This window comes from Croceicoccus sp., from assembly GCF_983967925.1.
The window spans coordinates 13367-37951 of the sequence record NZ_CFETID010000012.1; the positions used below are offsets into that span (position 1 = coordinate 13367).

Annotated in this window: 26 protein-coding genes; 9 read left to right on the top strand and 17 right to left on the bottom strand. The window is 66.3% G+C overall.

Going from position 1 to position 24585, the window contains the following annotated elements; all coding sequences use genetic code 11:
- Positions 1-18: 18 nt before the first annotated feature.
- The 4 genes from AC4FIJ_RS08455 to xseA are packed head-to-tail and all read right to left on the bottom strand — an operon-like array spanning position 19 to position 3698.
- Entirely contained in the window at positions 19-1026 is a 1008-nt protein-coding gene (locus tag AC4FIJ_RS08455; protein ID WP_490336278.1) for an esterase-like activity of phytase family protein, read from the bottom strand.
- Positions 1019-1954 (bottom strand): M23 family metallopeptidase, encoded by a 936-nt coding sequence (locus AC4FIJ_RS08460; protein ID WP_490336279.1) that lies wholly within the window; start codon positions 1952-1954, stop codon positions 1019-1021. Before AC4FIJ_RS08460 ends, AC4FIJ_RS08455 begins: the two co-directional genes overlap by 8 nt.
- The gene (locus AC4FIJ_RS08465; protein ID WP_490336280.1) at positions 1951-2154 is read right to left on the bottom strand and encodes a DUF2093 domain-containing protein; all 204 of its coding nucleotides are present in this window, start codon (positions 2152-2154) and stop codon (positions 1951-1953) included. Before AC4FIJ_RS08465 ends, AC4FIJ_RS08460 begins: the two co-directional genes overlap by 4 nt.
- A 26-nt stretch (positions 2155-2180) precedes the next feature.
- Positions 2181-3698, bottom strand: coding sequence for an exodeoxyribonuclease VII large subunit (xseA, locus tag AC4FIJ_RS08470; RefSeq protein WP_490336281.1), 1518 nt, complete (start codon positions 3696-3698; stop codon positions 2181-2183).
- Here xseA and purD point away from each other — a divergent pair.
- Positions 3698-4987: a phosphoribosylamine--glycine ligase gene (gene purD, locus AC4FIJ_RS08475; RefSeq protein WP_490336282.1), complete on the top strand. Its 1290-nt coding sequence runs from the start codon at positions 3698-3700 to the stop codon at positions 4985-4987. The genes xseA and purD overlap by 1 nt on opposite strands.
- Before the next feature lie 16 nt (positions 4988-5003).
- Here the strand turns inward: purD and AC4FIJ_RS08480 are convergent, their stop codons facing one another.
- Positions 5004-5999: an adenosine kinase gene (locus tag AC4FIJ_RS08480; RefSeq protein ID WP_490336283.1), complete on the bottom strand. Its 996-nt coding sequence runs from the start codon at positions 5997-5999 to the stop codon at positions 5004-5006.
- 151 nt (positions 6000-6150) lie between these two features.
- Between AC4FIJ_RS08480 and AC4FIJ_RS08485 the strand changes: the two genes are divergently transcribed.
- The 3 genes from AC4FIJ_RS08485 (at position 6151) to AC4FIJ_RS08495 (ending at position 8310) form a co-directional block, all read left to right on the top strand.
- Complete coding sequence (locus AC4FIJ_RS08485) at positions 6151-6888, top strand: EI24 domain-containing protein (RefSeq protein WP_490336284.1); 738 nt, start codon at positions 6151-6153, stop codon at positions 6886-6888.
- The gene (locus AC4FIJ_RS08490) at positions 6875-7297 is read left to right on the top strand and encodes a hypothetical protein (RefSeq protein ID WP_490336285.1); all 423 of its coding nucleotides are present in this window, start codon (positions 6875-6877) and stop codon (positions 7295-7297) included. The genes AC4FIJ_RS08485 and AC4FIJ_RS08490 overlap by 14 nt, the downstream gene beginning before the upstream one ends.
- 65 nt (positions 7298-7362) lie before the next feature.
- Positions 7363-8310 (top strand): hypothetical protein, encoded by a 948-nt coding sequence (locus tag AC4FIJ_RS08495; RefSeq protein WP_490336286.1) that lies wholly within the window; start codon positions 7363-7365, stop codon positions 8308-8310.
- Positions 8311-8324: 14 nt separating this feature from the next.
- Here AC4FIJ_RS08495 and AC4FIJ_RS08500 read toward each other — a convergent pair whose 3' ends face one another.
- From AC4FIJ_RS08500 to AC4FIJ_RS08545, 10 genes are all read right to left on the bottom strand, one after another.
- Complete coding sequence (locus AC4FIJ_RS08500) at positions 8325-8684, bottom strand: HesB/IscA family protein (protein ID WP_490336287.1); 360 nt, start codon at positions 8682-8684, stop codon at positions 8325-8327.
- A complete protein-coding gene (locus AC4FIJ_RS08505; protein ID WP_490336365.1) occupies positions 8684-9160 on the bottom strand; it encodes an SUF system Fe-S cluster assembly protein in 477 nt (158 codons plus the stop codon). Before AC4FIJ_RS08505 ends, AC4FIJ_RS08500 begins: the two co-directional genes overlap by 1 nt.
- A 74-nt stretch (positions 9161-9234) precedes the next feature.
- Entirely contained in the window at positions 9235-10446 is a 1212-nt protein-coding gene (locus tag AC4FIJ_RS08510) for an aminotransferase class V-fold PLP-dependent enzyme (RefSeq protein WP_490336288.1), read from the bottom strand.
- The gene (locus AC4FIJ_RS08515; protein ID WP_490336289.1) at positions 10443-11201 is read right to left on the bottom strand and encodes a SufD family Fe-S cluster assembly protein; all 759 of its coding nucleotides are present in this window, start codon (positions 11199-11201) and stop codon (positions 10443-10445) included. Before AC4FIJ_RS08515 ends, AC4FIJ_RS08510 begins: the two co-directional genes overlap by 4 nt.
- Positions 11198-11938, bottom strand: coding sequence for a Fe-S cluster assembly ATPase SufC (gene sufC / locus AC4FIJ_RS08520; RefSeq protein ID WP_490336290.1), 741 nt, complete (start codon positions 11936-11938; stop codon positions 11198-11200). The genes AC4FIJ_RS08515 and sufC overlap by 4 nt, the downstream gene beginning before the upstream one ends.
- A 17-nt stretch (positions 11939-11955) precedes the next feature.
- On the bottom strand, positions 11956-12504 hold the full coding sequence (locus AC4FIJ_RS08525) for a DUF559 domain-containing protein (protein ID WP_490336291.1): 549 nt from the start codon (positions 12502-12504) through the stop codon (positions 11956-11958).
- Entirely contained in the window at positions 12501-12758 is a 258-nt protein-coding gene (locus AC4FIJ_RS08530; protein WP_490336292.1) for a hypothetical protein, read from the bottom strand. The genes AC4FIJ_RS08525 and AC4FIJ_RS08530 overlap by 4 nt, the downstream gene beginning before the upstream one ends.
- Entirely contained in the window at positions 12758-14284 is a 1527-nt protein-coding gene (gene sufB, locus AC4FIJ_RS08535) for a Fe-S cluster assembly protein SufB (RefSeq protein ID WP_490336293.1), read from the bottom strand. Before sufB ends, AC4FIJ_RS08530 begins: the two co-directional genes overlap by 1 nt.
- Positions 14281-14694 (bottom strand): SUF system Fe-S cluster assembly regulator, encoded by a 414-nt coding sequence (locus AC4FIJ_RS08540; protein WP_066847310.1) that lies wholly within the window; start codon positions 14692-14694, stop codon positions 14281-14283. Before AC4FIJ_RS08540 ends, sufB begins: the two co-directional genes overlap by 4 nt.
- 98 nt (positions 14695-14792) lie before the next feature.
- Positions 14793-16697 (bottom strand): DUF885 domain-containing protein, encoded by a 1905-nt coding sequence (locus AC4FIJ_RS08545; RefSeq protein ID WP_490336294.1) that lies wholly within the window; start codon positions 16695-16697, stop codon positions 14793-14795.
- Positions 16698-16822: 125 nt separating this feature from the next.
- Between AC4FIJ_RS08545 and AC4FIJ_RS08550 the strand changes: the two genes are divergently transcribed.
- The 5 genes from AC4FIJ_RS08550 to AC4FIJ_RS08570 all read left to right on the top strand — a co-directional run bounded on the left by AC4FIJ_RS08550 (position 16823) and on the right by AC4FIJ_RS08570 (position 22642).
- Complete coding sequence (locus AC4FIJ_RS08550) at positions 16823-17860, top strand: quinone-dependent dihydroorotate dehydrogenase (protein WP_490336295.1); 1038 nt, start codon at positions 16823-16825, stop codon at positions 17858-17860.
- 2 nt (positions 17861-17862) lie between these two features.
- Positions 17863-19599 carry a gamma-glutamyltransferase gene (ggt, locus tag AC4FIJ_RS08555; RefSeq protein ID WP_490336296.1) on the top strand — a complete coding sequence of 579 codons (1737 nt, stop codon included), beginning with the start codon at positions 17863-17865 and terminating at the stop codon, positions 19597-19599.
- 153 nt (positions 19600-19752) lie between these two features.
- Positions 19753-21600, top strand: coding sequence for an AMP-dependent synthetase/ligase (locus AC4FIJ_RS08560; protein WP_490336297.1), 1848 nt, complete (start codon positions 19753-19755; stop codon positions 21598-21600).
- 174 nt (positions 21601-21774) lie between these two features.
- Positions 21775-21933 carry a YqaE/Pmp3 family membrane protein gene (locus tag AC4FIJ_RS08565; RefSeq protein ID WP_490336298.1) on the top strand — a complete coding sequence of 53 codons (159 nt, stop codon included), beginning with the start codon at positions 21775-21777 and terminating at the stop codon, positions 21931-21933.
- 82 nt (positions 21934-22015) lie between these two features.
- Positions 22016-22642 (top strand): septal ring lytic transglycosylase RlpA family protein, encoded by a 627-nt coding sequence (locus AC4FIJ_RS08570; RefSeq protein ID WP_490336299.1) that lies wholly within the window; start codon positions 22016-22018, stop codon positions 22640-22642.
- Between the two features lie 217 nt (positions 22643-22859).
- On the opposite strand, the gene AC4FIJ_RS08575 is transcribed toward AC4FIJ_RS08570, so the two are convergent.
- Positions 22860-23405, bottom strand: a complete 546-nt coding sequence (locus tag AC4FIJ_RS08575; protein WP_490336300.1) for a hypothetical protein — start codon at positions 23403-23405, stop codon at positions 22860-22862.
- A gap of 130 nt (positions 23406-23535) precedes the next feature.
- Positions 23536-24546 (bottom strand): sulfur carrier protein ThiS, encoded by a 1011-nt coding sequence (gene thiS, locus AC4FIJ_RS08580; protein ID WP_490336301.1) that lies wholly within the window; start codon positions 24544-24546, stop codon positions 23536-23538.
- Between the last annotated feature and the right edge of the window lie 39 nt (positions 24547-24585).

A 24585-nucleotide genomic window follows, 5' to 3' on the forward strand; every position in this document is an offset into this window, starting at 1 on the left:
CGCGGATCCCGCCTGTCGCTATAGCGCGGCGGGATCCACCTCCAGCCTGACAAGCTTGGTCGACTGAAGCCATTCGGCCTCGTTATTGTCGGATATCAGCCAGATCGTCAGGCGCCCGCCGGGTGCCTTCTCGCTGGCAATCCCCTCGTAATTATCCGCCAAGGGACCGCCGGAAATCCCGGCCAGCGTCCTTGCGCGCCACAGCCCCGCCGGTTTCAGTCCGGCCGGATCGGCGATGGCGATGATCGCGCGAAAGCGCAGGATCGGGCTGACGGCACGCCCCACGATCAGCACGCGCCCATCGGGCAATTGGGTCATCCCCGTGGGCCGGTAATCGCCCGGCATCGCCAGATGCGACAGGCTGCCCCGCAGGCCCTCTTCGGGCGAGCGCGGAAAGACCACCACGGGAAAGCTTCGGTCGCGGCCCTTGCTGCGCCCCTCGCCGATGACCACGAAGCGGCCATCGTCCAGCAGAGCCATCGCCTCCGCCCCCGTATTGTTGCGCCAGCCCGCCATCTCGGGCGGCACCACCGATCCCCGGTAATTGCCGCCCGCGCTGTAATGGCCGATGCGGTTGATCGTCTCCGCCCCCACCCAGCTTTCGCGCGTCACCGGATCGAAAGCCAGCGATTCGCTGTCGACCTGCCCGTGCGGCGGACGGTCCCTGATGCGGATCGGGCGCATCGCGGTGGGCCCCGTCCGGCCGGGCGGCGGCATGGCGATGCGCCGCCCCCTGTCGGTCACGAACAGCAATCGGCCATCCGGCAACGCCGCAACGTCGGACAGCCCGCGAAACTGGCGGCTCGTGCCCTCCAACGTCCACGCCGCCACCGGCACGAAAGGCATCAGCCCTCGGCGCGTCGCCTCGTCGATCGCGATGGGCACCGCGCTCACCGAAAGGGGAATATCGTCATCCTCGGGCACCGGATCGCGGACCCAGGTCATCAGAAAGGTCAGCCCGGCAAGGATCAGCACCAGCGCAAGCCGGATGCCCCGGCGCAGGACCGCGCGCCCGCGTTCAGCCATCTCCCGGCGCGACGAACAGCAGCGGGTCCAGCCGCGCCTTGCCCCACATCAGGCTCCAGTGCAGATGCGGACCCGTCGCGCGCCCACTCGACCCGATCAGGCCCAGTTGCTGCCCCTGCGTCACCCGGTCGCCCTGTTTCACGTCCAGCCGCTGCGAATGCAGGAACGCGCTGTTGAGGCCGTTGCCATGGTCGATGATCAGCAGATTACCTTCGAGCGAGAAATCGTCCGCCGCCAGCACCACCACCCCGTCGGCAGGCGCGACATAAGGCGTGCCCGCCCCCGGTGCTATGTCCAGCCCGGTGTGATAGCTCCCCGGTTCGCCGCGATATATCCGCTGCGATCCAAAGCGTCCCGAGATGCGGCCCCTGACCGGCCAGATGAAATCCTGCCGCCAGCCCTCGGCGCCGGTTTCCATCGCGCGCGCGCCATAGATCCGCTCAAGCTCGGGACGGCGGCGCTGCATGAAGCTTTCGCTCGGCCCGCCGGTGCGGCGCGCGGCATTGATATGCTCGATCTGCCAGTCGCGCGGCGATATGGTCAGCAGCTGCGTCGCCGTCGTCCCGTCGCTGCGCGTCGCGGCCAGTGTCGCGGTGCCCCCCGCATCGCGGTCGAACGCCGCCAGGAACGATCCGTCCGCAGCCATCTGAACCGGCTCTCCATCCAGCGTCAGCGCGGTCGTCCCGATTGGCGCGGTTCCGCGGACCCAGCCGCCTTGAGTCAGCTCACCCGAATACACGAAACGCGCGGGCGGCAAGGCCGCAGGGGTCGGGCTCGGAGCCGGAGTTGCAACGGGCGCCGGCGCAGCAGCCGCAGCGGGCTGGCTGGCAGGCTGCGGAGAACGCTCGGCCTGCGGATCACCCGAAGGCGGCACGACGGCGCAGGCCGAGGCGAGCACCGCAAGCGATGCCGGGGCAAGCCATCTCATGCGCCAGCAAGCAGGCGCTGGGTCGCGATCTCGGCAGTGGCATAGGGTTCCTGCCGCTCCACGCTCCAGTAACGCAGCATGTCGAGCGGGATCGGCGCACCCGTGACCGCGCAGACGACATGGTCGCCCGCCGTCATCTGGCGAAAGCCGTTCGGTCCGTAGAGAAGCTTGGCAGGTCCGGTCGAGGAATTCATCAGCATGCGCCCTAGTTAGCGATCATCGCCGGTCAAAACAACGATTGCTGGCGCGGTTTGGCGTCGCCGGAGCCATCCTTCGCCTCATCCTGCCGCTTGCGGCGCGGCGGATCGCGCGGGACTGGCGGCGTTCCCGCCCCATCCGCAGGCACGGTATCGATGCTCCCATCGGCGAATCGCAGCGTCAGCGCAGGCTGCGCCGAAGCGGCGGCGCGGCTGGTGATCGTTTCGCCCTGCGCGCCCGTCACCACCGCATAGCCGCGCTCCAGCGGTGCATAGGGGTCGAGCTGGCTGAGCAGCCGCGCGGTGGCCGACAATTGCTCGGCCCGGCGCGTCTGGATGCGCGATACCAGCACGCCCATGTCGGGCGCGGAGGCCAGCCGCCGCCGCTCCTGCGCGACCATGCGGGTCAGCACGGCAGGCCGCAGGAAACCGCCCGCTTCGGACAAGCGCCCCTGCGCCCGCGCCGCCCGTGTGGCGAGGCCGCGCCGCAGCCGCTCGCCCAGATCGTCGATGCGTTGCCCGCGTTCGGCCACGATGGCGCGCGGATCGGGCAGGCGTTGGCTCCAGTTCTCCAGCCTTTCACGCGCCAGCAGCACGGGCCGCTGCACCCCGCGCCGCTTGCGCAGGCCCAGCTCCATCAGCATGTTAAGCAGCTCCGCACGCACCGGCACCGCCAGTTCCGCCGCGGCGGTCGGCGTCGGCGCGCGCAAATCGGCGGCGTAATCGGCCAATGTCGTATCGGTCTCATGCCCCACGGCCGAGATCACGGGGATCGGACTGTCGGCGATGGCGCGCACCGCCACTTCCTCGTTGAAGGCCCACAAATCCTCGATCGAGCCGCCGCCGCGCGCGACAATCAGCACGTCGGGGCGCGGAACCGGACCATCCGCCGGAATCGCGCCGAATCCGCGCACCGCCGCCGCCACCTGCTCTGCCGCGCCCTTGCCCTGCACCATCACCGGCCACACCAGCACCCGGCTGGGAAAACGGTCCGCCAGTCGGTGCAGGATGTCGCGAATCACCGAACCGGTGGGCGATGTCACCACGCCGATCACCTGCGGCAGGAAGGGCAGCCGCCGCTTGCGTTCGGGCGCGAACAGTCCTTCGGCGTCCAGCCTTGCCTTCAGCTTCTCAAGCAGTGCCAGCAGCGCGCCCTCGCCCGCGATCTCCATCGAGTCGACGACGATCTGGTACTTGCTGCGCCCCGGATAGGTGGTGATCTTGCCGGTCGCGACCACCTCGACCCCGTCCTCGGGCCGGAACGACAGGCGCTGGGCATTGCCGCGCCACATCACCGCGTCGATCACGGCATTGTCGTCCTTGAGGCAGGCATACATATGCCCGCTCGCCGCGCGCTTGACCCCCGACAATTCGCCGCGCAGCCGCACATGGCCGAACCGGTCCTCGACCGTGCGCTTCAGCGCGTTCGAGATTTCGGACACGGTGAGCGGCTCGGCGTTGTCGCCCGGACGCTGCCGCGCTAGGAGCGGCGCTTCTTCACCAAGGCCCGAATTATCGGCGGAATTATCGTAGGGACTGCGCGGCAATGAATATCCTCTTGATCGGCTCGGGCGGGCGCGAACATGCGCTGGCATGGAAGCTGGCGCAATCCCGGCTTCTGGAAAACGGCGACCATCTGTTCGCCGCCCCGGGCAATCCCGGCATGGCCGATTGCGCCGCGCTCGTCACTCTGGATGTCGCCGATCATGCACAGGTCCTGCGCTTTTGCGAAGAGCGCGAGATCGGCCTCGTCGTCGTCGGCCCCGAAGCGCCCTTGGTCGCGGGCCTTGCCGACGATCTGCGCGGCAGCGGCATCGCGGTGTTCGGCCCCAGCGCAGCGGCAGCGCAACTGGAAGGGTCCAAGGCCTTCACCAAGGCGCTGTGCGACGAGATGGACATTCCCACCGCCGCCTATGCCAAGGCCGAGAGCCTGGGCGATGCGCTGGCGGCGCTGGACCGCTTTGCCATCCCCGTCGTCATCAAGGCCGACGGCCTTGCCGCGGGCAAGGGCGTGATCATCGCCGAAAGCACGGATGAAGCGCGCGAGGCGCTGGAAGACATCTTCGGCGGCCGCTTTGGCAGCGCCGGGGCCAGCGTGGTGATCGAGGAATTCCTGACCGGCGAGGAAGCGAGCTTCTTCGCGCTGACCGACGGCAGCACCATCGTCCCCTTCGGATCGGCGCAGGACCACAAGCGCGTGGGCGAAGGCGACAGCGGCCCCAACACCGGCGGCATGGGCGCCTACAGCCCCGCGCCGGTGCTGACCGGCCTGCTGGAAGGCGAGGTGATCGAGAAGATCATCGCCCCCACCGTAAACGGCATGGCGAACCGCGGCACTCCCTATTGCGGCGTTCTCTACGCGGGGCTGATGCTGACGAAGGAAGGCCCCAAGCTGATCGAATACAACTGCCGTTTCGGTGACCCCGAATGCCAGGTGCTGATGATGCGGATGGAGGACGATCTGGGCGAGTTGCTGCTCGCGGCAGCGGAATATCGCCTGTCCGCGCTGCGCCCGCCGCGCCTGTCGCATGAAACCGCGCTGACCGTGGTGATGGCCGCGAGCGGCTATCCCGACACGCCCGAAAAGGGCGGCGCTATTCGCGGGCTGGACGCGGCGGAAGCGACCGGCGCAAAGGTCTTTCACGCCGGCACGAAGATGGACGGCGAAATGCTGGTCGCAAACGGGGGCCGCGTGCTGAACGTCACCGCCACCGGCGCGAACGTGACGCAGGCACAGGCCGCTGCCTATCGCGCGGTGGACGCCATCGACTTCCCCACAGGCTTCTGCCGCCGCGACATCGGCTGGCGCGAAATCGCGCGCGAGGCGAAGGGCTGAGAGGGGGTCTGACCCCTCAGCCCACCCGCTTCTTCGCCAGTTCCGAAAGATTCGCCTCGGGCCGCGCGCCATAGTGGCTGATGATCTCGGCCGCCGCGACCGCGCCCAGCGTCAGGCAGTCCTTCAGGCTCTTGCCCTGCACATGGCCGTGGAGGAAACCCGCGGCAAAGCTGTCGCCCGCGCCGGTGGTGTCGACGACCTCGTCGACCGGCTCGGCAGGCACTTCGATGCGCTCGTCGCCGCGGATCGCCAGCGCGCCCTTTTCGCTGCGCGTCACGACCAGCACCGGCACCTTGGGCGCCAGCCAATCGATCGCCTTCTCCAGATCGTCCGTGCCGGTCAGTGCCATCGCCTCGCCTTCGTTGGCGAACAATATGTCGATCTCGCCCTTCTCGATCATCGCGCGGAAATCGCTGCCATGCCGGTCCATCAGAAACACGTCGGACAGGGTGAACGCCACCTCGCGCCCCGCTTCGCGCGCGCATTCGATCGCGCCCTGCATCGCGGTGCGCGGCTCGTCCGGATCCCATAGATAGCCTTCGAGGTAGAGCACCGCCGCATTGGCCACCAGTTCGGGATCGATCGCCGCCGCCGACAGATATTGCGACGCGCCGAGGAAGGTGTTCATCGTGCGCTGCCCGTCAGGCGTCACCAGCACCAGGCAGCGCGCGCTCGGCGGCTCACCCTCGCGCGGCGGGGTGGCGTAATAGATCCCGGCCGAGCGGATATCATGCGCGAACACACTGCCCAGCTGGTCGTTCGCCACCTGCCCGATGAAGGCGCAGCGGCTGCCCAGTGCGGCAAGCCCCGCGCAGGTATTGCCCGCCGACCCGCCCGAAACCTCGCGCCCCGGACCCATGTTCGCATAGAGCGCCTCGGCCTCCGCCGTATCGACCAGCCGCATCGCGCCCTTGTCCAAGGCATGTTCGGCAAGAAATCCGTCATCGCAGCTGGCGATCACGTCCACGATCGCATTGCCGATGGCGAGTACGTCGAAGCGGGGCTGGGTCATGTTTGTCCTTAGAGAAGAGGCGGTGCGCGCGACGGCGGCAACCGGGGATCGTGGATGGCGGCTTGGCTATCGGCGGAAGTCGTTGACAGCAAGCCCTTCAGGCCATCTACCCTTTCGGCCCATGCAGGTTCCATCCGATAGCCAATCCCGTTTGACAGGCCACGCGCTGCAAACGCTGTCGATTCCCGGCGCGTTCGCGCTGGGCGCGGCGCAGATGGCGGACCGGCGCGTGATCCGCGTGCTGGTGAAAAGCGCGCTGGTGTCGCTAGTGCTGCTGGCGCTGGTGTTCTGGGGCGGGTTCGCCGCGTTCGACGCCGGGATCGAATGGCTGGCGGGCACGCAAAACGCGTGGATCGCGGGATTGGGCCAGCTGATCGCGGTGATCGCCGCGGTGCTGTGCGCATGGCTCGCGTGGCGCATCGTCGCGATGGCGGTGCTCAATTTCTATGCGGACGAGATCGTTTCGGCGGTCGAGGAACGGCATTATCCCGCCTTCAGGCCGCGCGACATCCCGCTGGGCGAAGAAATCGGCATGGCGCTGAAAGGCGCGGCGCGCGCGCTGGCGTTCAACGCGCTGGCGCTGCCGGTCGCGCTGGCACTGGCGGTTACCGGCGTCGGCACCGCCATCGTGTTCATCACCGTCAACGCCTTCCTGCTGGGCCGCGAATTGCAGGACATGGTCTGGGCACGCCATCAAAAGGGCGGAGGACTTGCACCATTGGGCGCATCCACCCGTTTCCTGCTGGGACTGGCGGTGGTAGGGCTGCTCGCCATTCCGGTCGCGAACCTGCTGGCGCCTTTCCTCGGCGCGGCAGCCGCAACCCACCTTGTCCACCGCGCCGCCGCGCGCAGAGCCGGGAAAACCGCACACGGCCATGATGCCACGTAATTTAATCGCCGCGCTGGCACTCGTGCCCGCGCTTGCCGCCTGCGCCCCCTCGGTCAAGCAGGCGCGCCCCGCCCGCCCCGCGACGACGCAGCCCATTCCCCCGCAGCAGGCCCCCGCCACGCCCGCGACCAGCTTTCGCAGCGCAAGGGTGATGAGTGGCCCGGGCCTGGAGGGCGTGATCGGCGCCGATGCCGACGCGCTGATCCGCCAGTTCGGCACGCCCCGCCTCGACGTGTGGGAGGCGGATGCGCGCAAGATGCAGTTCGCGGGCACGCGTTGCATCCTCGACGTGTTCCTCTATCCGCAGCGGCCGGGCGCGACCGAAACCGCGACATGGATCGAGGCACGGCGCAGCGACGGGCAGGACGTCGACCGCGCCGCCTGCGTCGCGGCGACAAAGCGCCGCTAACCCCGTCTTAACCGTGCCAAGCCATACAGGACCCCATAGACCAACCGGGGGCCTTGGCAGGATTCATGACGATCAGCTTTCAGGACATCGCCGCGCAGGCCGCGCGCGACGGCATCATCACCGACGCCGAATTGCTCGATCTGCGGCGCAATGGCTGGTGCGACGGCACGATCTCGCCGCAAGAGGCGGAATCGATTTTCGCGATCAATCATGCGCTTGGTGAACGAAGCGCGGCCTGGACCGACTTCTTCGTCGAGGCGCTGGGCGAATTCCTGCTGAACCGGCAGGAACCGCGCGGCTATATGGCCGAGGATCAGGCCGACTGGCTGATCGCACAGGTCACGCGGGATGGGCGGATCGATTCGATGGCCGAACTCGAACTGCTGGTCCGCATGATCGAGCGCGCGAGCAACGTGCCCGAAACGCTCAAGAGCTTCGTCCTCGAACAGATCGAACGCGAAGTGCTGACCGGAACGGGTCCGACGCGGGACGGCGGCGAATTGTCCGACACCCATGTCAGCGAGGCGGAAGTCGCGCTGCTGCGCCGCGTGTTGTTCGGACAAGCCAGCGACCGCCCCGCCGCGATCAGCCAGCGCGAAGCCGAATTGCTGTTCCGCATCAAGGACGCGACGCTGGGCGCACTCAATGCGCGCGGGTGGAAACGCCTGTTCGTGCAAGGCGTGGGCAATTATCTTCAGGGCTGGTCGTCGCCGAACGCGCAGATCACCCGCGACCGCGCCGCCGAACTCGACCGTTTCATGACCGACACCGACAGCGGCGTGGGCCGTTTCATGGCGCGGATGGTGAAGGCCGTGCCGAATAGCGCGGGCATTGTGTTCGGGCGCAAGCAGGCGGACACGCCCGACCTCGACGCACGGATCGCGGCCGAGGCGGATATCACCGCCAGCGAACAATCATGGCTCGACGCGCAGGTCGAGGCGAATGGCGAGATCGACGAATACGACCGCGCCCTGCTGCACTTCCTCGCAGGCGGCGACCCGCCTGCGGCCTGATCAGACGATAAAGATCAGACCGTAAAGCTCTCGCCGCAGCCGCAGCTGCCGGTGGCGTTGGGATTTTCGAACACGAAGCCCGCCTGGAAATCGTCCTCGCGCCAGTCCATCACGCTGCCGATCAGATAAAGCACCGACGCGCTGTCGATATAGAACACGCCGCCGGGGGTCTCGATCTTCTCGTCGAACTTCTGCTCTTCGGTCACGTAATCGACCGAATAGGCAAGCCCCGAACAACCGCGCCGCGGAGTCGACAGCTTGACGCCGATCGCACCTTCGGGCGCTTTTGCCATCAGATCGGCCACGCGCTGCTCCGCACCGGGGGTCAGCGTCACGGCGGCCTTGGGGGCGGGTCTGGTCTTGGTATCGCTCATCACAGCATTCCCAGTTCTAGTTTCGCCTCGTCGCTCATCTTCTGTGGGTCCCATGGCGGGTCCCAGACGAGATTGACCTCGGCATCGCCGATGCCCGGCACCGAACCGACGCGCAGCTCGACTTCGCCCGGCATGGATTCGGCCACGGGGCAATGCGGGGTGGTCAGCGTCATGTTGACATGGGCGTGGCCGTCGTCCGAAATCTCGACGCCATAGATCAGGCCAAGGTCGTAGATATTGACCGGAATCTCGGGGTCGTAGATTTCCTTCAGCGCGGCGATCACGCTTTCGTACAATTCGCCGCCCGGCTCGTTGCCCGAGACATTCTGCGGACGCTCCTTGAGGAAACCCTCGAGGTAATCCTTCTTGCGCTCCAGCTTCTCGCCCGCGGTTTCCGCATCGGTATCGACCGCATCGTCCACGCGCGCCCGCCGGGGCTGCTCGACGCTCTCGACCGTTTCGGCAGCAGGCCGCATCTCGTCGAAAGGCGACGGGGCGACCACGCGGCCGTCGTCGCGGATGTCGTTGTTCTGGTTCTCTGGGCTATCCATCAGCCGAAAATCCTTATCGTGCGTTCGATGCCGCGGATCAGCGCGGCAATGTCGTCCTCATCCGAATAGATGCCGAAACTGGCGCGCGCCGTCGCGGGCACGCCCAGATGGTCCATCAACGGCTGCGCGCAATGGTGGCCCGCGCGGATCGCGACATTCTCTTCGTCGAGAATGGTGCCCAAATCGTGCGGATGGATCCCGTCCATCGTGAAGCTCACGATCCCCGCGCTGTCCTCCGGCCCGAACAGACGCAGCGAATTGATCCGGCCCAGTGCCTCGCGCGCCTTGGCGGTAAGCGCCATCTCATGCCGTTCGGCGGCGTCCATGCCGATCGCCTCGACGTAATCGACGGCGGCGGCGAAGGCGATCGCTTCGGTGATCGCGGGCGTGCCGGCCTCGAAACGCTGCGGAGCGTCGGCCCAAGTCGTCTTCTCAAAGGTGACGCGGTCGATCATCGAACCGCCACCCTGATAGGGCGGCATCGCCTGCAGCAATTCGCTCTTTGCCCACAGCGCGCCGATGCCCGTCGGGCCATACAGCTTGTGCGCCGAGAACACATAGAAATCGCAGCCCAATGCTGCAACATCGACCTTGAGCCGCGGCACCGCCTGACACCCGTCGAGCAGCAATTTGGCGCCCACCGACTGCGCAAGATCAGCCGCGGCAGCGACATCCAGCCGCGATCCCAGCACGTTCGACACATGCGACAGCGCCAGCAATTTGTGCCGTTTATCAACGATCTGCCGTGCAGCATCGATGTCGATGCGGCCATCCTCGGTCAGCGGGCAGACATCAATCTCCACCCCCGTCCGCTCGCGCAGCATCTGCCACGGCACGATGTTCGAATGATGCTCCAGCACCGACAGCAGGATGCGGTCGCCCGCCTTCAGATTTGCTGCACCCCAGGTCGCAGCAACAAGGTTGATCGCCTCGGTCGCGCCGCGGGTGAAGACGATCTCGTCCTCCTGCCCGCCGACGAAGCCAGCGACGCGGCGGCGCGCGGCCTCAAAGCCCAGCGTCATCTCGGCGCTGCGGCCATAGACGCCGCGGTGCACGGTCGCGTAATCGCGGCCCAGCGCGCGGCTCATCGCATCGACCACGGCCTGCGGCTTCTGCGAGGTCGCGGCCGTGTCGAGGTAATGCCACGGCGCTCCATCGGCGGTGACCATGCCGGGAAAATCGGCTTTGCGCGAAAGCAGCTCGGTCGTCATATCGCAGCCTCCTCCAGCCGGTCGAGCACCTTGGCCAGCATGTTTTCCGCCAGCGTCTCGTCCTCCATCGCCACGAAGGCATCGGCGACGAAGGCCTGCACCTGCAAGCGGCGGGCAACATGCGGCGGGATTCCGCGTGCCGCCATGTAGTAACCCGCGCTGTCGTCCAATGCGCCGATGGCCGCGCCGTGGGCGCATTTCACATCGTCGGCAAAGATTTCCAGCTCGGGCTTGGTGTTCGCGCTGGCACCCTTTTCCAGCAGGATCGCGCGGAAATTCTGCGCAGCATCGGTCTTCTGCGCGTCCTTCACCACTTCGATCCGGCCCAGGAAATTGCCGGTGGCACGGTTCCAGTGAACCGCACGGATGGTCTGGTTGCTGGTCGCTTCCGGCTCGGCATGGCGGACGCGGGTGACGAATTCGCGGGTCACCTCGCCGCCGCCGATGGTCACGCCGCCGAATTCGAAATGCGCACCCTTGGCCAGCGTCACCTCGACCTCCAGCCGCGTGTAGTCGCTGGCCGAGGCGATGGCATAGATCTCGGCCCGCGCGCCTTCGCCCAGCGCCAGCCGCACGCGGGTCACGCCCGGCGCGCTGTCGTCCAGCACATAGGTCTGCACCTGCGCCTCACCGGCGGTCAGCGTAATCTCGTGCCAGCCGTCCAGCGTCTCCGCCGTCAGATCGCGCAGCGCGGCGGCATCGGCATAGCGCCAATCCTCGTCGCGCGTCGTGGGAAGGGTCGCTACATCGCTCATGCGACCGCCTCGTAACCCTCGCGCTCAAGCTCCAGCGCCAGTTCGGGCCCGCCGGTTTTCACGATCCGGCCCTTGGCCAGAATATGCACCTTGTCGGGCTGCACATAATCGAGCAGGCGCTGGTAGTGCGTGATCAGCAGCACGCCCTTGTCGGGCTGGCGCATGATCGCATTGATCCCCTCGCCCACCGTGCGCAGCGCATCGATGTCGAGACCGGAGTCGGTCTCGTCCAGCACCGCCAGCTTGGGATCGAGAATGCCCATCTGCACCATCTCGGCGCGCTTCTTCTCGCCGCCCGAAAAGCCGACGTTCACGTTGCGCTTCAGCATTTCCATGTCGAGCTTCAAGAGCGCGGCCTTTTCCTTGGCGAGCTTCAGGAATTCGCCGCCGGTCAGCGGTTCCTCACCGCGTGCCTTGCGCTGCGAATTCAGCGCCTCGCGCAGGAACTGTACGTTGGAGACGCCGGGAATCTCGACCGGATACTGAAAGCCCAGGAACAGCCCGGCAGCGGCCCGCTCATGCGGTTCAAGCTCCAGCATGTCCTGTCCGTTGAAGGTCACGCTGCCTTGCGTCACCTCGTAACCCGGACGGCCGCCCAGCACATAGGCCAGCGTCGACTTGCCCGCGCCATTGGGGCCCATGATCGCATGCACCTCGCCCGCGCCGACTTCCAGCGTCAGGCCGTTGAGGATCTGCTTGCCGTCTATTTCGGCGTGGAGGTTTTCGATTTTCAGCATCAGTTGTCTCTCGGTCCTTAGTCTCGCGGGCCGGCGCGGAAATTGCGGGGCTTGTAGCCCTGCCCGGTTCCGCGCTTCTGTTCGAAGTGCCTGGTGCGCGCCTCGCGGCGTTCGCCGATGCGGATGCGCATGCCGGCGGTGATCCGGTCGAGCACCGCGTCCATGTCCCCAAGGATGTCGCTCGCCTTGATGCGCATCACCTTGATGCCCACGGCCTCAAGGCTCTTGTCGCGGCGGGTGAGCAGAGCCGGGTTCTCGCCTTCGCCGCTCACATCGTCTTCGATGATGATCGCCATGCCGAGGTTGTGGCAGTTGAAATCGACGATGGCCGATCCGACCACGGCAAACCGCTTGAAGCTGTATTTGCCCATGTCCGCCTCTGCGAACTTGTCGGCGAGCGCCTTGTGCGCCTCGGAAGGCTCACGCCGCATCTCGCGCGCACGATCGTGCAGCGTGTCGAGGCGGGATTCCGAAATCTCCCACCCGCGGCCCTTCTTCTTGATGACGGGCGCGGCATCGTCCTGCTCGGACGCGGGCTTGATCTGGAGGGTTTTACGGTCGGTCATGAGGCATTCCAGGCAATAGCAAAATTCAGCAGCCAGATAGCTCCAGCAGCCGCCGCGAAGCCAATCACGGCATTCCAAACGACAGCATAAGCAAACATTCGCGGGCGATCAGAACGCGAGATCGCGAGCCCACTCCTATCCACAAACAGCATCATACGAACGCGCGAAATTCCACTGTGATAGTCCCGCCAAGCTAACCTCAGCTGCAACCACGCAACACAGGCGAAAAGTGCGGCCAGAATATAGCCGAACATCACCCCACGCTCCCCTCAAGCGAGATCGCGAGCAGCTTCTGCGCCTCGACCGCGAATTCCATCGGGAGTTCCTTGAGGACCTCCTTGGCAAAGCCGTTGACGATCAGCGCCACGGCCTCTTCCTCGCCCAGCCCGCGCTGCATCGCATAGAACAGCTGGTCGTCGCTGATCTTCGACGTGGTCGCCTCGTGCTCGATCTGGGCGGTGGGGTTCTTCACCTCGATATAGGGCACGGTATGCGCGCCGCTGGTGTCGGACAGCAGCAGCGAATCGCACTGGGTGAAATTGCGCACATTGTCCGCATTCGCCCCCACGCGGAGCAGCCCGCGATAGGTGTTGTTGGACTTGCCCGCGCTGATACCCTTGGAAATGATCGTCGAACGGGTGTTCTTCCCGTTGTGGATCATCTTGGTGCCGGTATCGGCCTGCTGGAAATTGTTGGTCACCGCGACCGAGTAGAACTCGCCTACCGAGTTTTCGCCGTTCAGCACGCAGGACGGGTATTTCCACGTCACCGCGCTGCCGGTTTCCACCTGCGTCCACGAAACCTTGGAATTCCTGCCCTGGCACAGCGCGCGCTTGGTCACGAAATTATAGATGCCCCCCTTACCCTCGGCATCGCCGGGATACCAGTTTTGCACGGTCGAGTACTTGATCTCGGCATCGTCCAGCGCGACCAGTTCCACCACCGCGGCATGCAGCTGGTTCTCGTCGCGCATCGGCGCGGTGCAGCCCTCTAGGTAGGAGACATAGCTCCCCTCCTCGGCCACGATCAGCGTGCGCTCGAACTGGCCGGTGTTCTCCGCATTGATGCGGAAATAGGTCGACAGCTCCATCGGGCAGCGCACGCCCTTGGGAATGTAGACGAAGGTGCCGTCCGAAAAGACCGCGCAGTTCAGCGTGGCAAAGAAATTGTCCTGCATGGGCACGACCTTGCCCAGCCACTTCTTCACCAGGTCGGGGTATTCCTTGATCGCTTCGCTGATGGAGCGGAAGATGACACCCGCTTCCTCAAGCTCCTTGCGAAAGGTCGTGGCGACCGAGACGCTGTCGAACACCGCGTCCACCGCCACCTTGCGCGCGCCCTCGACGCCCGCCAGCACCTTCTGCTCCTCGATCGGAATGCCCAGCTTGTCATAGACCGACTTGATCTCGGGATCGAGCTCGTCGAGCGATTCCAGCTTGGGCTTCTTCTTGGGCGCCGCGTAGTAATAGGCGTCCTGATAGTCGATCGGCGGAATGTTCAGCTTCGCCCAGTCGGGCGGGGTCAGCGTCAGCCAGTGGCGATAGGCCTTCAGACGCCATTCCAGCATCCACTCCGGCTCTTCCTTCTTGGCCGAGATGAAGCGGACGGTGTCTTCCGACAGGCCCTTGTCGGCGAATTCCTGCTCGATGTCCGAGTGAAAGCCGAATTCATAAGTCTCGAGCGACTTGGCCGCTTCACGCGCGGCGCGGTCCTTCTCGATCGCCTCTTCCTGCGAAGCGCGAACCTGCTCTACCGTTTCATTCTTAAGGGCGTCGTTCATGCCGCCACATCCTCCTTCGCCAGATCGGCGAGCGTGATATTCTCAAGCGCGCCGCGAATGGCGCGATTGACCTGGGGCCAATGCGGCCGTGCGCCGCAGCTGTGTTCGATGGTGCAGCCGCTGGGGCCGTCGCTGCACTGGGTCATGGCGATGGGTCCTTCCACCGCCTCGATAATATCGGCGAGATTGATCGCCGCGGCAGGCCGCGCCAGCCGGATCCCGCCATTCGCCCCGCGCGTGGACCGCAAGAGCCCCGCCGCGCTCAGCCGGCTGACCAGCTTCTGCACCGTCGGTGCGGGCAGGCCGGTCTGGTCGGCCAATTGCGCCGCGCTCCACATCTGCGATCCGCAATGGCCGGCGGCGGCGCGCATGGCGACCACGGCATAATCGGCTAGATTGGAAAGGCGCATGGGTGCGTCACTCGCTAATTCGGACCAAATCGTTCCGAATTGCAGCTAGTGACGCACCCACGCGGATGCAAGCGATGATTAACTCTTGCGAGTCGTTCTTAGGATGCCCTTACTTCGGCAATCCACGCATCGACATTCTCTTCCATGATGTTCAGCGGCACCGGCCCGTTCTCAAGGATCACGGTGTGGAACGCGCGAATGTCGAACGCGTCGCCAAGCGCGGCCTGCGCCTTGTCGCGCAGTTCCTCGATCTTCAGCTTTCCGATCATATAGGCGGTCGCCTGCCCCGGATAGACGATATAGCGTTCGATCGCCTTGGTGATGTCGCCCGCGGGATTGGGCGTATTATCGGTCAGATACTGGATCGCCTGCTCGCGGCTCCAGCGCTTGGAATGGATGCCGGTGTCGACCACCAGCCGCGCCGCGCGCCACAATTCCATCTGCAAGCGGCCGAAATCCGAATAGGGATCGGTATAGAACCCCATGTCCTTGGCCAGCTTCTCGGAATACAGGCCCCAGCCTTCCGAATAGGCGGTGACGCCCCCGAAACGGCGAAACGGCGGCAGTTCGCCCAGCCCGGTCTGCACCGACAGCTGCAGATGATGCCCCGGCAGCCCTTCGTGGAAGGCCAGTGCCTCCAGCTCGTTCAGGCTCATCGAATCGAGCTTGTAGAGATTGACGTAATAGATGCCCGGACGCGATCCGTCGGGCGCGGGGCGCGAATAGAACGCCTTGCCCGCCGATTTCTCGCGGAACGCCTCGACCGGCTTCACCTGCAGCGCGTCCTGCGGCAGGACTTCGAAATATTTCGGCAGTTCGGCTTCCATCGCGTCCAGCGCGACATCGACCTTGCCCAGATATTCCTCGCGGCTGTCGGCATAGAAACGCGGATCGGTGCGGGTATATTCGAAGAATTCCTGCAGCGTCCCTTCGAAGCCCACCTGCTCCATGATCGCGCGCATCTCGCCGTGAATACGCTCGATGTTGGAGAGGCCGATCTGGTGGATCTGATCGGCGCTGAGTTCGGTGGTGGTATAGTTCTTCAGCAGCGCCGCATAATAGGCCTCGCCCTGCGGCAGGCGCCAGACGCCGTCGTCGGTCCCGGCCTTTGCCTGCTGCTGCACCATCACCGCGCGCAGCAGGCGATAGGCCGGCAGCCCGCTCGCTTCCCATGCCGCGACCGCATCGGCGACCAGCGTGTCCTTCTCGGCCTGCGGCAGATCGAGCGCGGCGACCTTCTCGCGGAAATCGTCGAGGATCGCATTGCCCTCATGCATCGGCGCGGCGGGCGTGATCAGATTGTCGATGTCGGAAATGACATAGGGATAGACCCAGCGCGGCGGCATCACGCCCGCCTCGGCCCGTTCCACCGCGCGCTTGGTCAGCGCGTCGAGATGCGGACCGATCCCGGCGATCCGCTCGATATAGGCCTCGGCCTCCGCCTTGTCGCTGACGCGGTGCATGTTGACGAGGAACGAGGGGATCCCGCTCTGCGCGCCGAACATCTGGTTGAAGAGATAGCCGTTCTCGCGAAACGGGACGAGGCTTTGCTGGCGGTCGACCGCGGATTTGAACAGGCGATAGGACAAGGCATCCTGCCCCTCCAGCGTGTTCAGGTCGAAACCCTGCTCCATCCGGGCGAGAAACGCGCGGTCCATCGCCGCCTCGCGCAGGTCGGCCTCCAGCGAGGGATCGTCCCACTTCCCGTAATCCTCGTCGCGAATGCCGCGATAGGTCTTGGTCTCGGGGCTGAAGGCAAGGCCCGCATCCTCATAGGCCTGGAAGAACGCATTAATGTCGTTCGCCGCGATGGCCGCATCGACCGCGGCCATCTGCGCCGCCGGAATGGCAGAGGTGATCGCCGGGCTGGTCGCCGCAGGCTGCGCGGCGGGGGCGGGCGCGGGGGGCGCTTCCGCCATGTCGGTGGTGGCGGCGCAGGCGGAAAGGGCAAGCGCGGCGCTGCCGCCAAGCAGGCAGGCCGTCAGGCGCGGAAAATGGATCAAGGGGATGCCTCCGTTAGGTGCAAAAGAAACTATTTCTTCCTAACTGCCGCATCGCGCGCAAAGAGGCAAATGCAGCCGGAAAACCGTTCGACAGCGCGCCCGCTCTCGCATACGCAATATGGCCTATGGTCTATTCGCTGCTTCGCCCGCTGATCTTCCGCCTCGACGCCGAGACCGCGCACGGGCTGGCGCTCTCGACGCTGAAGTCGCTGCCCTCCTCGCTGCTGGCCAGCCCGCCAAGACACGATCCGGCGCTTGAGATGACGGTCGCGGGGCTGCATTTTCGCAATCCGGTCGGCATGGCGGCGGGCTTCGACAAGAACGGCGAAGTGCCCGATGCGCTGCTGCGCTGCGGCTTTGGCTTTACCGAGGTGGGTTCGGTCACCCCGCGCCCGCAGCAGGGCAATCCCAAACCGCGCCTGTTCCGCCTGGCCGAGGACCGCGCGGTCATCAACCGCATGGGTTTCAACAATGACGGCGCGGCCATCGTCGAACAGCGCGTGAAGCGCCGCATCGACGGCCACGGCGTCGTCGGCATCAATATCGGCGCGAACAAGGACAGCACCGACCGCGTCGGCGACTATGCGATCATGGCGCGCACCATGGCGCCGCATGCGCAATACCTCGCGGTCAATATCTCCAGCCCCAACACCCCCGGCCTGCGCGCGCTGCAAGACCCTGAGGCACTGGGCGGTCTGCTCGACGTGGTGATGGCGGCGCGCGGCTGCGACGTGCCCGTGTTCCTGAAAGTCGCGCCCGATCTGCAGCCCGCCGACATCGACGCCATCGCGCGCATCGCGGTCGAAAAGGGTCTGGGCGCGCTGATGATCGCGAACACCACCATCGAACGCCCCCCGCTGCATTCGGCCCATGCGGGCGAGAGCGGAGGATTGTCGGGCGCACCGCTTAAGCAAATGGCGCTCGAAAGGCTGCGCGACTTCCGCAAGGCCACTGGGGGCTCCATCCCGCTGATCGGCATCGGCGGCATCGCCACGGCAGAGGACGCGTGGGAACGCATCCGCGCGGGCGCCAGCCTCGTCCAGCTTTACAGCGCGATGGTCTATGAAGGGCCGGGGATCGCCTCCAGCATCGTGCGCGGCCTGCCCCCGCTGATGCGGCGCGACGGCTTTGCCACCATCGCCGACGCCGTGGGAACCGAATGATCATGAAACTGCGCCTTGTCGCCTCCCTGCTGGCTCCCGCCCTGCTGGCCGCATGCGCCGCGCCTTCCGATCTGGCGACCGCCCCGCCCGCCCCCGCGCCACCGCCCGCAGCAGAACAGAGCGGCCACGCAGTCGGCATGGTCAGCGCCGCCGACCGCCGCGCCGCCGATGCAGGCGCGCGCATCCTGCGCGAAGGCGGCAATGCGGTGGACGCGGGCTTTGCCGTGCTGCTCGCGCTCAACGTGGTCGAACCGCAAAGCTCCGGCATCGGCGGCGGCGGTTTCCTCGTGCTCGATCCGGGAAACGGCCAGCCGGTCACCTATGACGGCCGCGAAACCGCGCCCGCCTCGGCCACGCCCGACCGCTTCATGAAGGACGGCCAGCCGATGTCCTTTGTCGAGGCATGGGTCGGCGGCCTCAGCACCGGCGTGCCCGGCAATGTCGCGATGATGGCGATGGCGCATGAAAAGCACGGCAAACTGCCATGGGCGCAGATCTTCCAGCCCGCCATCGAACTGGCGCGGGACGGTTTCGACGTCACGCCGCGCCTGCATAACACGCTGGCCGCCGCCGACCGCACCGGCGCGCTGTCGGCAGAGGCGCGCGCGCTGTTCTATCCCGGCGGTCAGGCCGCCCCCATCGGATCGACCATCCGCAACCCCGCCTTCGCCGCCACGCTGGAACGCATCGCCGCCGGCGGGCCAAAGGCCTTCTACACCGGCGACAACGCCGCCGACATTTCGGGTGCGGTCCAGAACGCGCCCGCCAATCCCGGCGATCTGACCGTTCAGGATCTCGCCAGCTATCGCCCGGTCGAACGCGATGCGGTGTGCGGCACCTACCGCGTCTATCGCATCTGCGGGATGGGCCCGCCCTCCTCGGGCGCGACGACGGTGTTCGCGATCCTGAAGCAGCTCGAACGCTTCGACATGGCCGCGCATGGCCCGGGCGATCCCGTCGGCTGGCACCTGTTCGCCGAATCCCAGCGCCTCGCCTATGCCGACCGCGAGCAATATCTGGCCGACCCCGATTACGTGCAGGTCCCGGTAAAGGGCCTGACCGACCCCGACTACCTCGCCCGCCGCAGCGCGCTCATCGACATGGGCAGCACCATGGCATCGGCCAGCGCGGGCACGCCCGAGGGCGTCTCGCTCGCCTTCGCGCCGCAGGCGGAGCAGCCCGAACACGGCACCAGCCATTTCGTCGTCACCGACAAGGGCGGCATGATCGTCAGCGAAACCTCCACGATCGAGGCGGCGTTCGGATCGGGCCTGTTCGTGAACGGCTTCTACCTCAACAACGAACTCACCGATTTCTCGCGCGCGCCCTCCGAAAACGGCCAGCCCGTCGCCAACCGGGTCGAGGCGGGCAAGCGCCCCCGTTCGTCCATGTCGCCGACCATCGTCTATGGCCCCGACGGCAAGCCGCGGCTCGCCGTGGGTGCGGCGGGCGGCACCACGATCATCGTGCAGGTCGCCAAGGCGATCATCGGCGTGGTCGACTGGGGCCTCACCGCACAGCAGGCGATCGCGCTGCCCTTCCTCTATTCCCCCGGCGACACCCTGCTCGTCGAGGAAGGCACCGACCTCGAAGCCATGCTCCCCGCCTTTCGTGCATTGGGGCACGAGGACGCGAGGACCATGCCGGGCCGGCTGAAGGCGAACGCGGTCGAATGGGTTGACGGACAGCCCATCGGCGCCGCCGATCCCCGCAGCGAAGGCGCCATGGTCACGCCCTGATCGCCCGCGATCCACACAGCTCCGCCGTTCCCGCCTTGCCCGAACGCGCGGCCCATCCTAGTTTCCCGCAGCAACACGGGCCAACCTTGCGCAGACACCGGTTTGCGCGGGCCAGGACCGGAACACGCAGAGGAAGAGGTCGACAGGCGAACCATGGCGCACGCTAATCCCGGCAGAACAGCGGACCGCCCCGGCCCGCACGGCTTTACCCTTGCCGATATCGAGAATGCGCAGAACCTCGTCGCGCTGTTCCTGTCGCGCGCGGACGTGCTGGGCGACAGGCCCTTCCTCTACGCCAAGACCGACGGCGAATGGCGCTCGATCAGCTGGGCGGACGCGGCGCGGCAGGTGTGCCTGCTGGCGGAATCGCTGGTCGGCCTTGGCCTCGACAAGGGCGACCGCGTCCTGCTGGTCAGCGAGAACCGCCCGCAATGGTGCATCGCCGACCTTGCCATCATGGCCGCGGGCCTCATCACCGTGCCCGCCTATACGACCAACACGGTCCACGATCATCAGCACGTGCTGGAAAATTCGGGCGCGCGCGCCGTCATCCTGTCCGGGCCGAAACTCGCCAAGAACCTGATGCCCGCCGTCGCCGCCAGCAACCGCGCCGACCACATCATCGCGATGGAGCCGATCCGCCCGCCGCAAGCGACCAATTATCACGACATGGCGGCGCTGATGCAGGGCGACGCCGACGCCGCCCGCCGCGCCGTCAATGCGCGCATCGCAGGCATCACGCGCGAGGACCCCGCCTGCATCATCTACACCAGCGGCACCGGAGGCAGCCCGCGCGGCGTGCGCCAGCACCATGGCGCGCTGCTGCACAATGCGGCGGGCGCTGGCGACGTGATCGCCAACGATTTCGGGTGGAGCGAGGAGCGCTTTCTCTCCTTCCTCCCCCTCAGCCACGCCTATGAACACACCGGCGGGCAGGCCTTCCCGATCGCGCTCGGGGCCGAGATCTTCTATTCCGAAGGGCTCGACAAGCTGGCCGGCAATATCGAGGAAGTGCGCCCGACGATCATGGTCGTCGTCCCCCGCCTGTTCGAGGTTCTGCGCACCCGCATCCTCAAACAGCTCGCCAAACAGGGCAAGCTTGCCGAGACCATGGCTCAGCGCGCCAGCCGCCTGTCCGAACGCAAGGGCGAAGGCAAGTCGCGCCCGCTGATCGACAGCGCCGAGGACATGCTGCTGGAACGCGTGCTGCGCCCCAAGGCCCGCGCCAAGTTCGGCGGGCGGGTCAAGGCGCTGGTATCGGGCGGCGCGCCGCTCACGCCCGAGATCGGCTATTTCTTCACCGGCCTCGGCATGCCGCTGCTGCAGGGTTACGGCCAGACCGAGGCAGGCCCCATCATCAGCGTCAACCGGCCCAGCACCGGCCTCAAGATGGACACCGTCGGCACGCCCTTAAGAGGCGTCGAGGTCCGCATCGCCGAGGACAGCGAGATCCTGGTGCGCGGCGAGCTGGTGATGCACGGATACTGGCGCAATGCCGAGGAAACCGCCCGCACATTGAAGGACGGCTGGCTGCACACCGGCGACATCGGCCATATCGACAATCGCGGACGGATCGTCATCACCGACCGCAAGAAGGACATGATCATCAACGACAAGGGCGACAATGTCGCGCCCCAGCGCGTCGAGGGCATGCTGACCCTTCAGCCCGAGATCGGGCAGGCGATGGTATCGGGCGACCGCAAGCCATACCTCGTCGGCCTGATCGTCCCCGATACCGAATGGGCCGCCGAATGGGCCAGGGAGAACGGCCGCACCGGCGATTGGACCGATTGGCGCGACGACGCCGAGTTCGGCGCCGCGATCCGCGCCGCGGTCGACCGGGTGAACGCCGACCTGTCCGTCATCGAAAAGGTCCGCCGCATCATGATCGCAGACGAGCCCTTCAGCATCGAGAACGAGGAAATGACCCCCTCGATCAAAATCCGCCGCCACAAGCTGCGCGAACGCTATGGCGAACGGCTGAACGCGATGTATCGCTAAGTCGGGTTGCAGGGCTGCGCGGGCTGTGGAAGCGGCGACCGCCTTGCGGAACCCATGGTCACGAAGGCGGACATCCGGCCGGCATTCTCTCGGGCATTCTCGCGGACACGATTTCGCTGCGCAGGAACAACGAGGCCACCGACGGCTTCTCTTCAGGAAGGAGACATGCCGATGATGGCTTTGCTGACACTGATTGCTACCATTCTCTTGCCGCCGCTGGGCGTTGCGCTCAAGCATGGGCTGGGCAAGACATTCCTGATCAATCTCGTCCTTACCCTTATCCTCTATCTGCCGGGGCTGGTTCACGGGATCTATGTAAACTACATGCGCTGAGCGTCCCCTCGAGGGCAAGCGCTTCAGGGCGGGCGGCCCGTTATTTCGGAACATAAGGGGGGGGACCGCCCGTTGGTTCGGTATGGACCATCATACCGAAACCGCCCTTCCCGCCCGTCGTGAATCCTTCATAAGCGCCAACTCGTCCGGCCATGATCCGGCGCATCATCTACCCAGCCGCCGCGAGCGGCTTCGCGTGCTGCTACGGCTCAAGTCGCAGGGGCAATTGCTGGCGGTGTCGACTGGGGCGCTCGCCGGTGTCGCCGCGATCCTGTCCTTCGCCCTGATCCAGACCAGCAACTCGCCCGACATCGTCCGGCTGGGCGGCGGCATGGCCAGCGTGGAAGCACAGCCGGTTGCCCTTGCAGCCACCAATGCGGTGTCCGCTGGCGACGAAAGCCCAAGCGACGAAAGCCATTTCGGCACCGGCGAGGCGAGCTATTACGGGCGTGAGCTGGCAGGCAACCCCACCGCCAGCGGCGAGATCTTCGATCCCGCGCGGCTGACCGCGGCCCATCGCACGCTTCCGCTGGGCAGCCGGGTGCGCGTGACCAATTCCGGCAATGGCGAGGATGTCGTGGTCCGCATCAACGATCGCGGCCCGTTCCACGGCGACCGGGTGATCGACCTTTCCTCTGCGGCGGCACGCAGCATCGGCCTGCTGCGCACAGGCACCGCGCGGGTCAGCCTCGCTCTGCTGCTGGATTGACGGCGGCCTGTTAACACTGTCCTACACGCCGATCCGGCGCTAGCCATCAGGCCCAGCGCTCTTTGCCATCGTCGAAATTCCCCGCACCCCCCGATGTGTCGCTTTTGGACCGAAACCCGTGAATTTCCGCGGGGCCGGGCAGGGTTACAGCCCCTGTAGGACGTGTCACCTTTGTCACTTTTCGAGGGGATCCCAAGGGGCCACCCAGGGCGGGCGTTCAGCCCTCGCCCATGCCCATTTCCTCGTCCGCGGGCACGAAGTCGGGATAGAACCCCGGCTGGCGGCGCGACCAGCCCGGTGCGCAGGCGGCCGCTTCGCTGATCGAATGGAGCAATTGCTTGCGGCGGTCGGGCGCGATCTGCGGCAACGCGGCGGCGGCGCAGAAGGCGGCAGGCAGCCACGGACGCGAATCCGGGCCCAGCAGCCGCTCGTACAGAAAACGATAGGCGGGAAAGCCGAACAGGCACCCCTCGCCAAGGTCGAACACCGACACGCGCACCAGCCGCCCGATATAGCTGTCGAGCCGCGTGTCATTGCGCGAACTGGGCACCGCCCCGCGCAGCGCGTTCAGTTCCTGATAGGCCAGATATTGCCGCCGGATCGAGGTCGTGTCCCGCTCGTCCCGCGCCCAGCGCTCGAACGCGTCGGCACGGGCAAGACCCACGTCCAGACTGCGCCTGATATAGCGCTGCTCCGCCGGATCGAATTCGGCGAACTCGCGCATCTCGGCAATGGCCATGTTCGCCGTGTCGAGATAGCCCATCCGGTAATTCCCCTGCTTGCCCGGCCATAACCCCTGCGCGATTCGTCAGGGGCCGCCCCAATGCCGCCATGTTTCGCGGCAGAGGGTTAGCATCGGGTTAAAGCAAGGGCTTAACGCGGCTCGGCTATCGCTAGATCAGCCCCGCCAGCGGGCTCGACGGATCGGCATAGCGGCGCTTGGCCATCCGTCCCGCCAGATAGGACGCGCGGCCCGCCTCGACCGACAGTTTCATGGCGCGGGCCATCAGGATCGGGTCCTTCGCCTCGGCAATGGCGGTGTTCATCAGCACGCCGTCACAGCCCAGCTCCATCGCCACGGCTGCATCCGAAGCGGTGCCGACGCCCGCATCGACCAGCACGGGCACGCTGGCCCCCTCGACGATCAGGCGGATCGTCACGCGGTTCTGGATGCCCAGCCCCGACCCGATCGGCGCGCCCAGCGGCATCACCGCCACCGCGCCCGCGTCTTCCAGCTGCTTGGCCGCGATCGGATCGTCGGTGCAATAGACCATCGGCAGGAAACCTTCCTTGGCCAGCACCTCGGTCGCCTTCAGCGTCTCGCGCATGTCGGGATACAGCGTCTTCGCCTCGCCCAGCACCTCCAGCTTGACGAGGTCCCAGCCGCCCGCCTCACGCGCCAGCCGCAGCGTGCGGATCGCATCATCCGCCGTGAAGCAGCCCGCGGTATTGGGCAGATAGGTCACCTTTTTCGGGTCGATGAAATCGGTCAGCATCGGCGCCTTGGGATCGGATACGTTCACGCGGCGCACCGCGACGGTCACGATCTCCGCCCCGCTCGCGTCCAGCGCGGCGGCGTTCTGGGCAAAGTCCTTGTACTTGCCCGTGCCCACGATCAGCCGCGAACGGAACGTGCGCCCCGCCACGGTCCAGCTGTCGTCCGCCTTCACCGCGTCCTGATGATCGCCGCCTCCCACGAAATGCACGATTTCCAGCTCGTCGCCTTCGTGCAGGGTCACGGTTTCCAGCGTCGTTCGCGGGATCACGTGGCGATTGCACTCGACCGCGACTTTCGCCGGGTCGAGTTCCAGCATGCGGGCTAGATGCGCAATGCTGGTGTTTTCGGGCACGCGGCGGGTTTCCCCGTTCACCGTGATCGCGATCATGTTCGTGTTCGGAGCCATGCTAGGCGACATAGCGCCGGCGGGCCGCAGTTCAAGTGG

Coding starts and splice junctions, on each gene's coding strand:
- AC4FIJ_RS08570 (WP_490336299.1), top strand. CDS start 22,016: ATGGACCATCATACCGAAACCGCCCTTCCCGCCCGTCGTGAATCCTTC.
- AC4FIJ_RS08455 (WP_490336278.1), bottom strand. CDS start 1,026: ATGGCTGAACGCGGGCGCGCGGTCCTGCGCCGGGGCATCCGGCTTGCG.
- AC4FIJ_RS08530 (WP_490336292.1), bottom strand. CDS start 12,758: ATGTTCGGCTATATTCTGGCCGCACTTTTCGCCTGTGTTGCGTGGTTG.
- AC4FIJ_RS08460 (WP_490336279.1), bottom strand. CDS start 1,954: ATGAGATGGCTTGCCCCGGCATCGCTTGCGGTGCTCGCCTCGGCCTGC.
- AC4FIJ_RS08560 (WP_490336297.1), top strand. CDS start 19,753: ATGGCGCACGCTAATCCCGGCAGAACAGCGGACCGCCCCGGCCCGCAC.
- ggt (WP_490336296.1), top strand. CDS start 17,863: ATGAAACTGCGCCTTGTCGCCTCCCTGCTGGCTCCCGCCCTGCTGGCC.
- purD (WP_490336282.1), top strand. CDS start 3,698: ATGAATATCCTCTTGATCGGCTCGGGCGGGCGCGAACATGCGCTGGCA.
- sufC (WP_490336290.1), bottom strand. CDS start 11,938: ATGCTGAAAATCGAAAACCTCCACGCCGAAATAGACGGCAAGCAGATC.
- AC4FIJ_RS08480 (WP_490336283.1), bottom strand. CDS start 5,999: ATGACCCAGCCCCGCTTCGACGTACTCGCCATCGGCAATGCGATCGTG.
- thiS (WP_490336301.1), bottom strand. CDS start 24,546: ATGGCTCCGAACACGAACATGATCGCGATCACGGTGAACGGGGAAACC.
- AC4FIJ_RS08505 (WP_490336365.1), bottom strand. CDS start 9,160: ATGCGGCCTGCTGCCGAAACGGTCGAGAGCGTCGAGCAGCCCCGGCGG.
- AC4FIJ_RS08565 (WP_490336298.1), top strand. CDS start 21,775: ATGGCTTTGCTGACACTGATTGCTACCATTCTCTTGCCGCCGCTGGGC.
- AC4FIJ_RS08490 (WP_490336285.1), top strand. CDS start 6,875: ATGATGCCACGTAATTTAATCGCCGCGCTGGCACTCGTGCCCGCGCTT.
- AC4FIJ_RS08500 (WP_490336287.1), bottom strand. CDS start 8,684: ATGAGCGATACCAAGACCAGACCCGCCCCCAAGGCCGCCGTGACGCTG.
- AC4FIJ_RS08515 (WP_490336289.1), bottom strand. CDS start 11,201: ATGAGCGATGTAGCGACCCTTCCCACGACGCGCGACGAGGATTGGCGC.
- AC4FIJ_RS08550 (WP_490336295.1), top strand. CDS start 16,823: ATGGTCTATTCGCTGCTTCGCCCGCTGATCTTCCGCCTCGACGCCGAG.
- AC4FIJ_RS08575 (WP_490336300.1), bottom strand. CDS start 23,405: ATGGGCTATCTCGACACGGCGAACATGGCCATTGCCGAGATGCGCGAG.
- AC4FIJ_RS08495 (WP_490336286.1), top strand. CDS start 7,363: ATGACGATCAGCTTTCAGGACATCGCCGCGCAGGCCGCGCGCGACGGC.
- sufB (WP_490336293.1), bottom strand. CDS start 14,284: ATGAACGACGCCCTTAAGAATGAAACGGTAGAGCAGGTTCGCGCTTCG.
- AC4FIJ_RS08525 (WP_490336291.1), bottom strand. CDS start 12,504: ATGACCGACCGTAAAACCCTCCAGATCAAGCCCGCGTCCGAGCAGGAC.
- AC4FIJ_RS08465 (WP_490336280.1), bottom strand. CDS start 2,154: ATGCTGATGAATTCCTCGACCGGACCTGCCAAGCTTCTCTACGGACCG.
- AC4FIJ_RS08510 (WP_490336288.1), bottom strand. CDS start 10,446: ATGACGACCGAGCTGCTTTCGCGCAAAGCCGATTTTCCCGGCATGGTC.
- AC4FIJ_RS08540 (WP_066847310.1), bottom strand. CDS start 14,694: ATGCGCCTTTCCAATCTAGCCGATTATGCCGTGGTCGCCATGCGCGCC.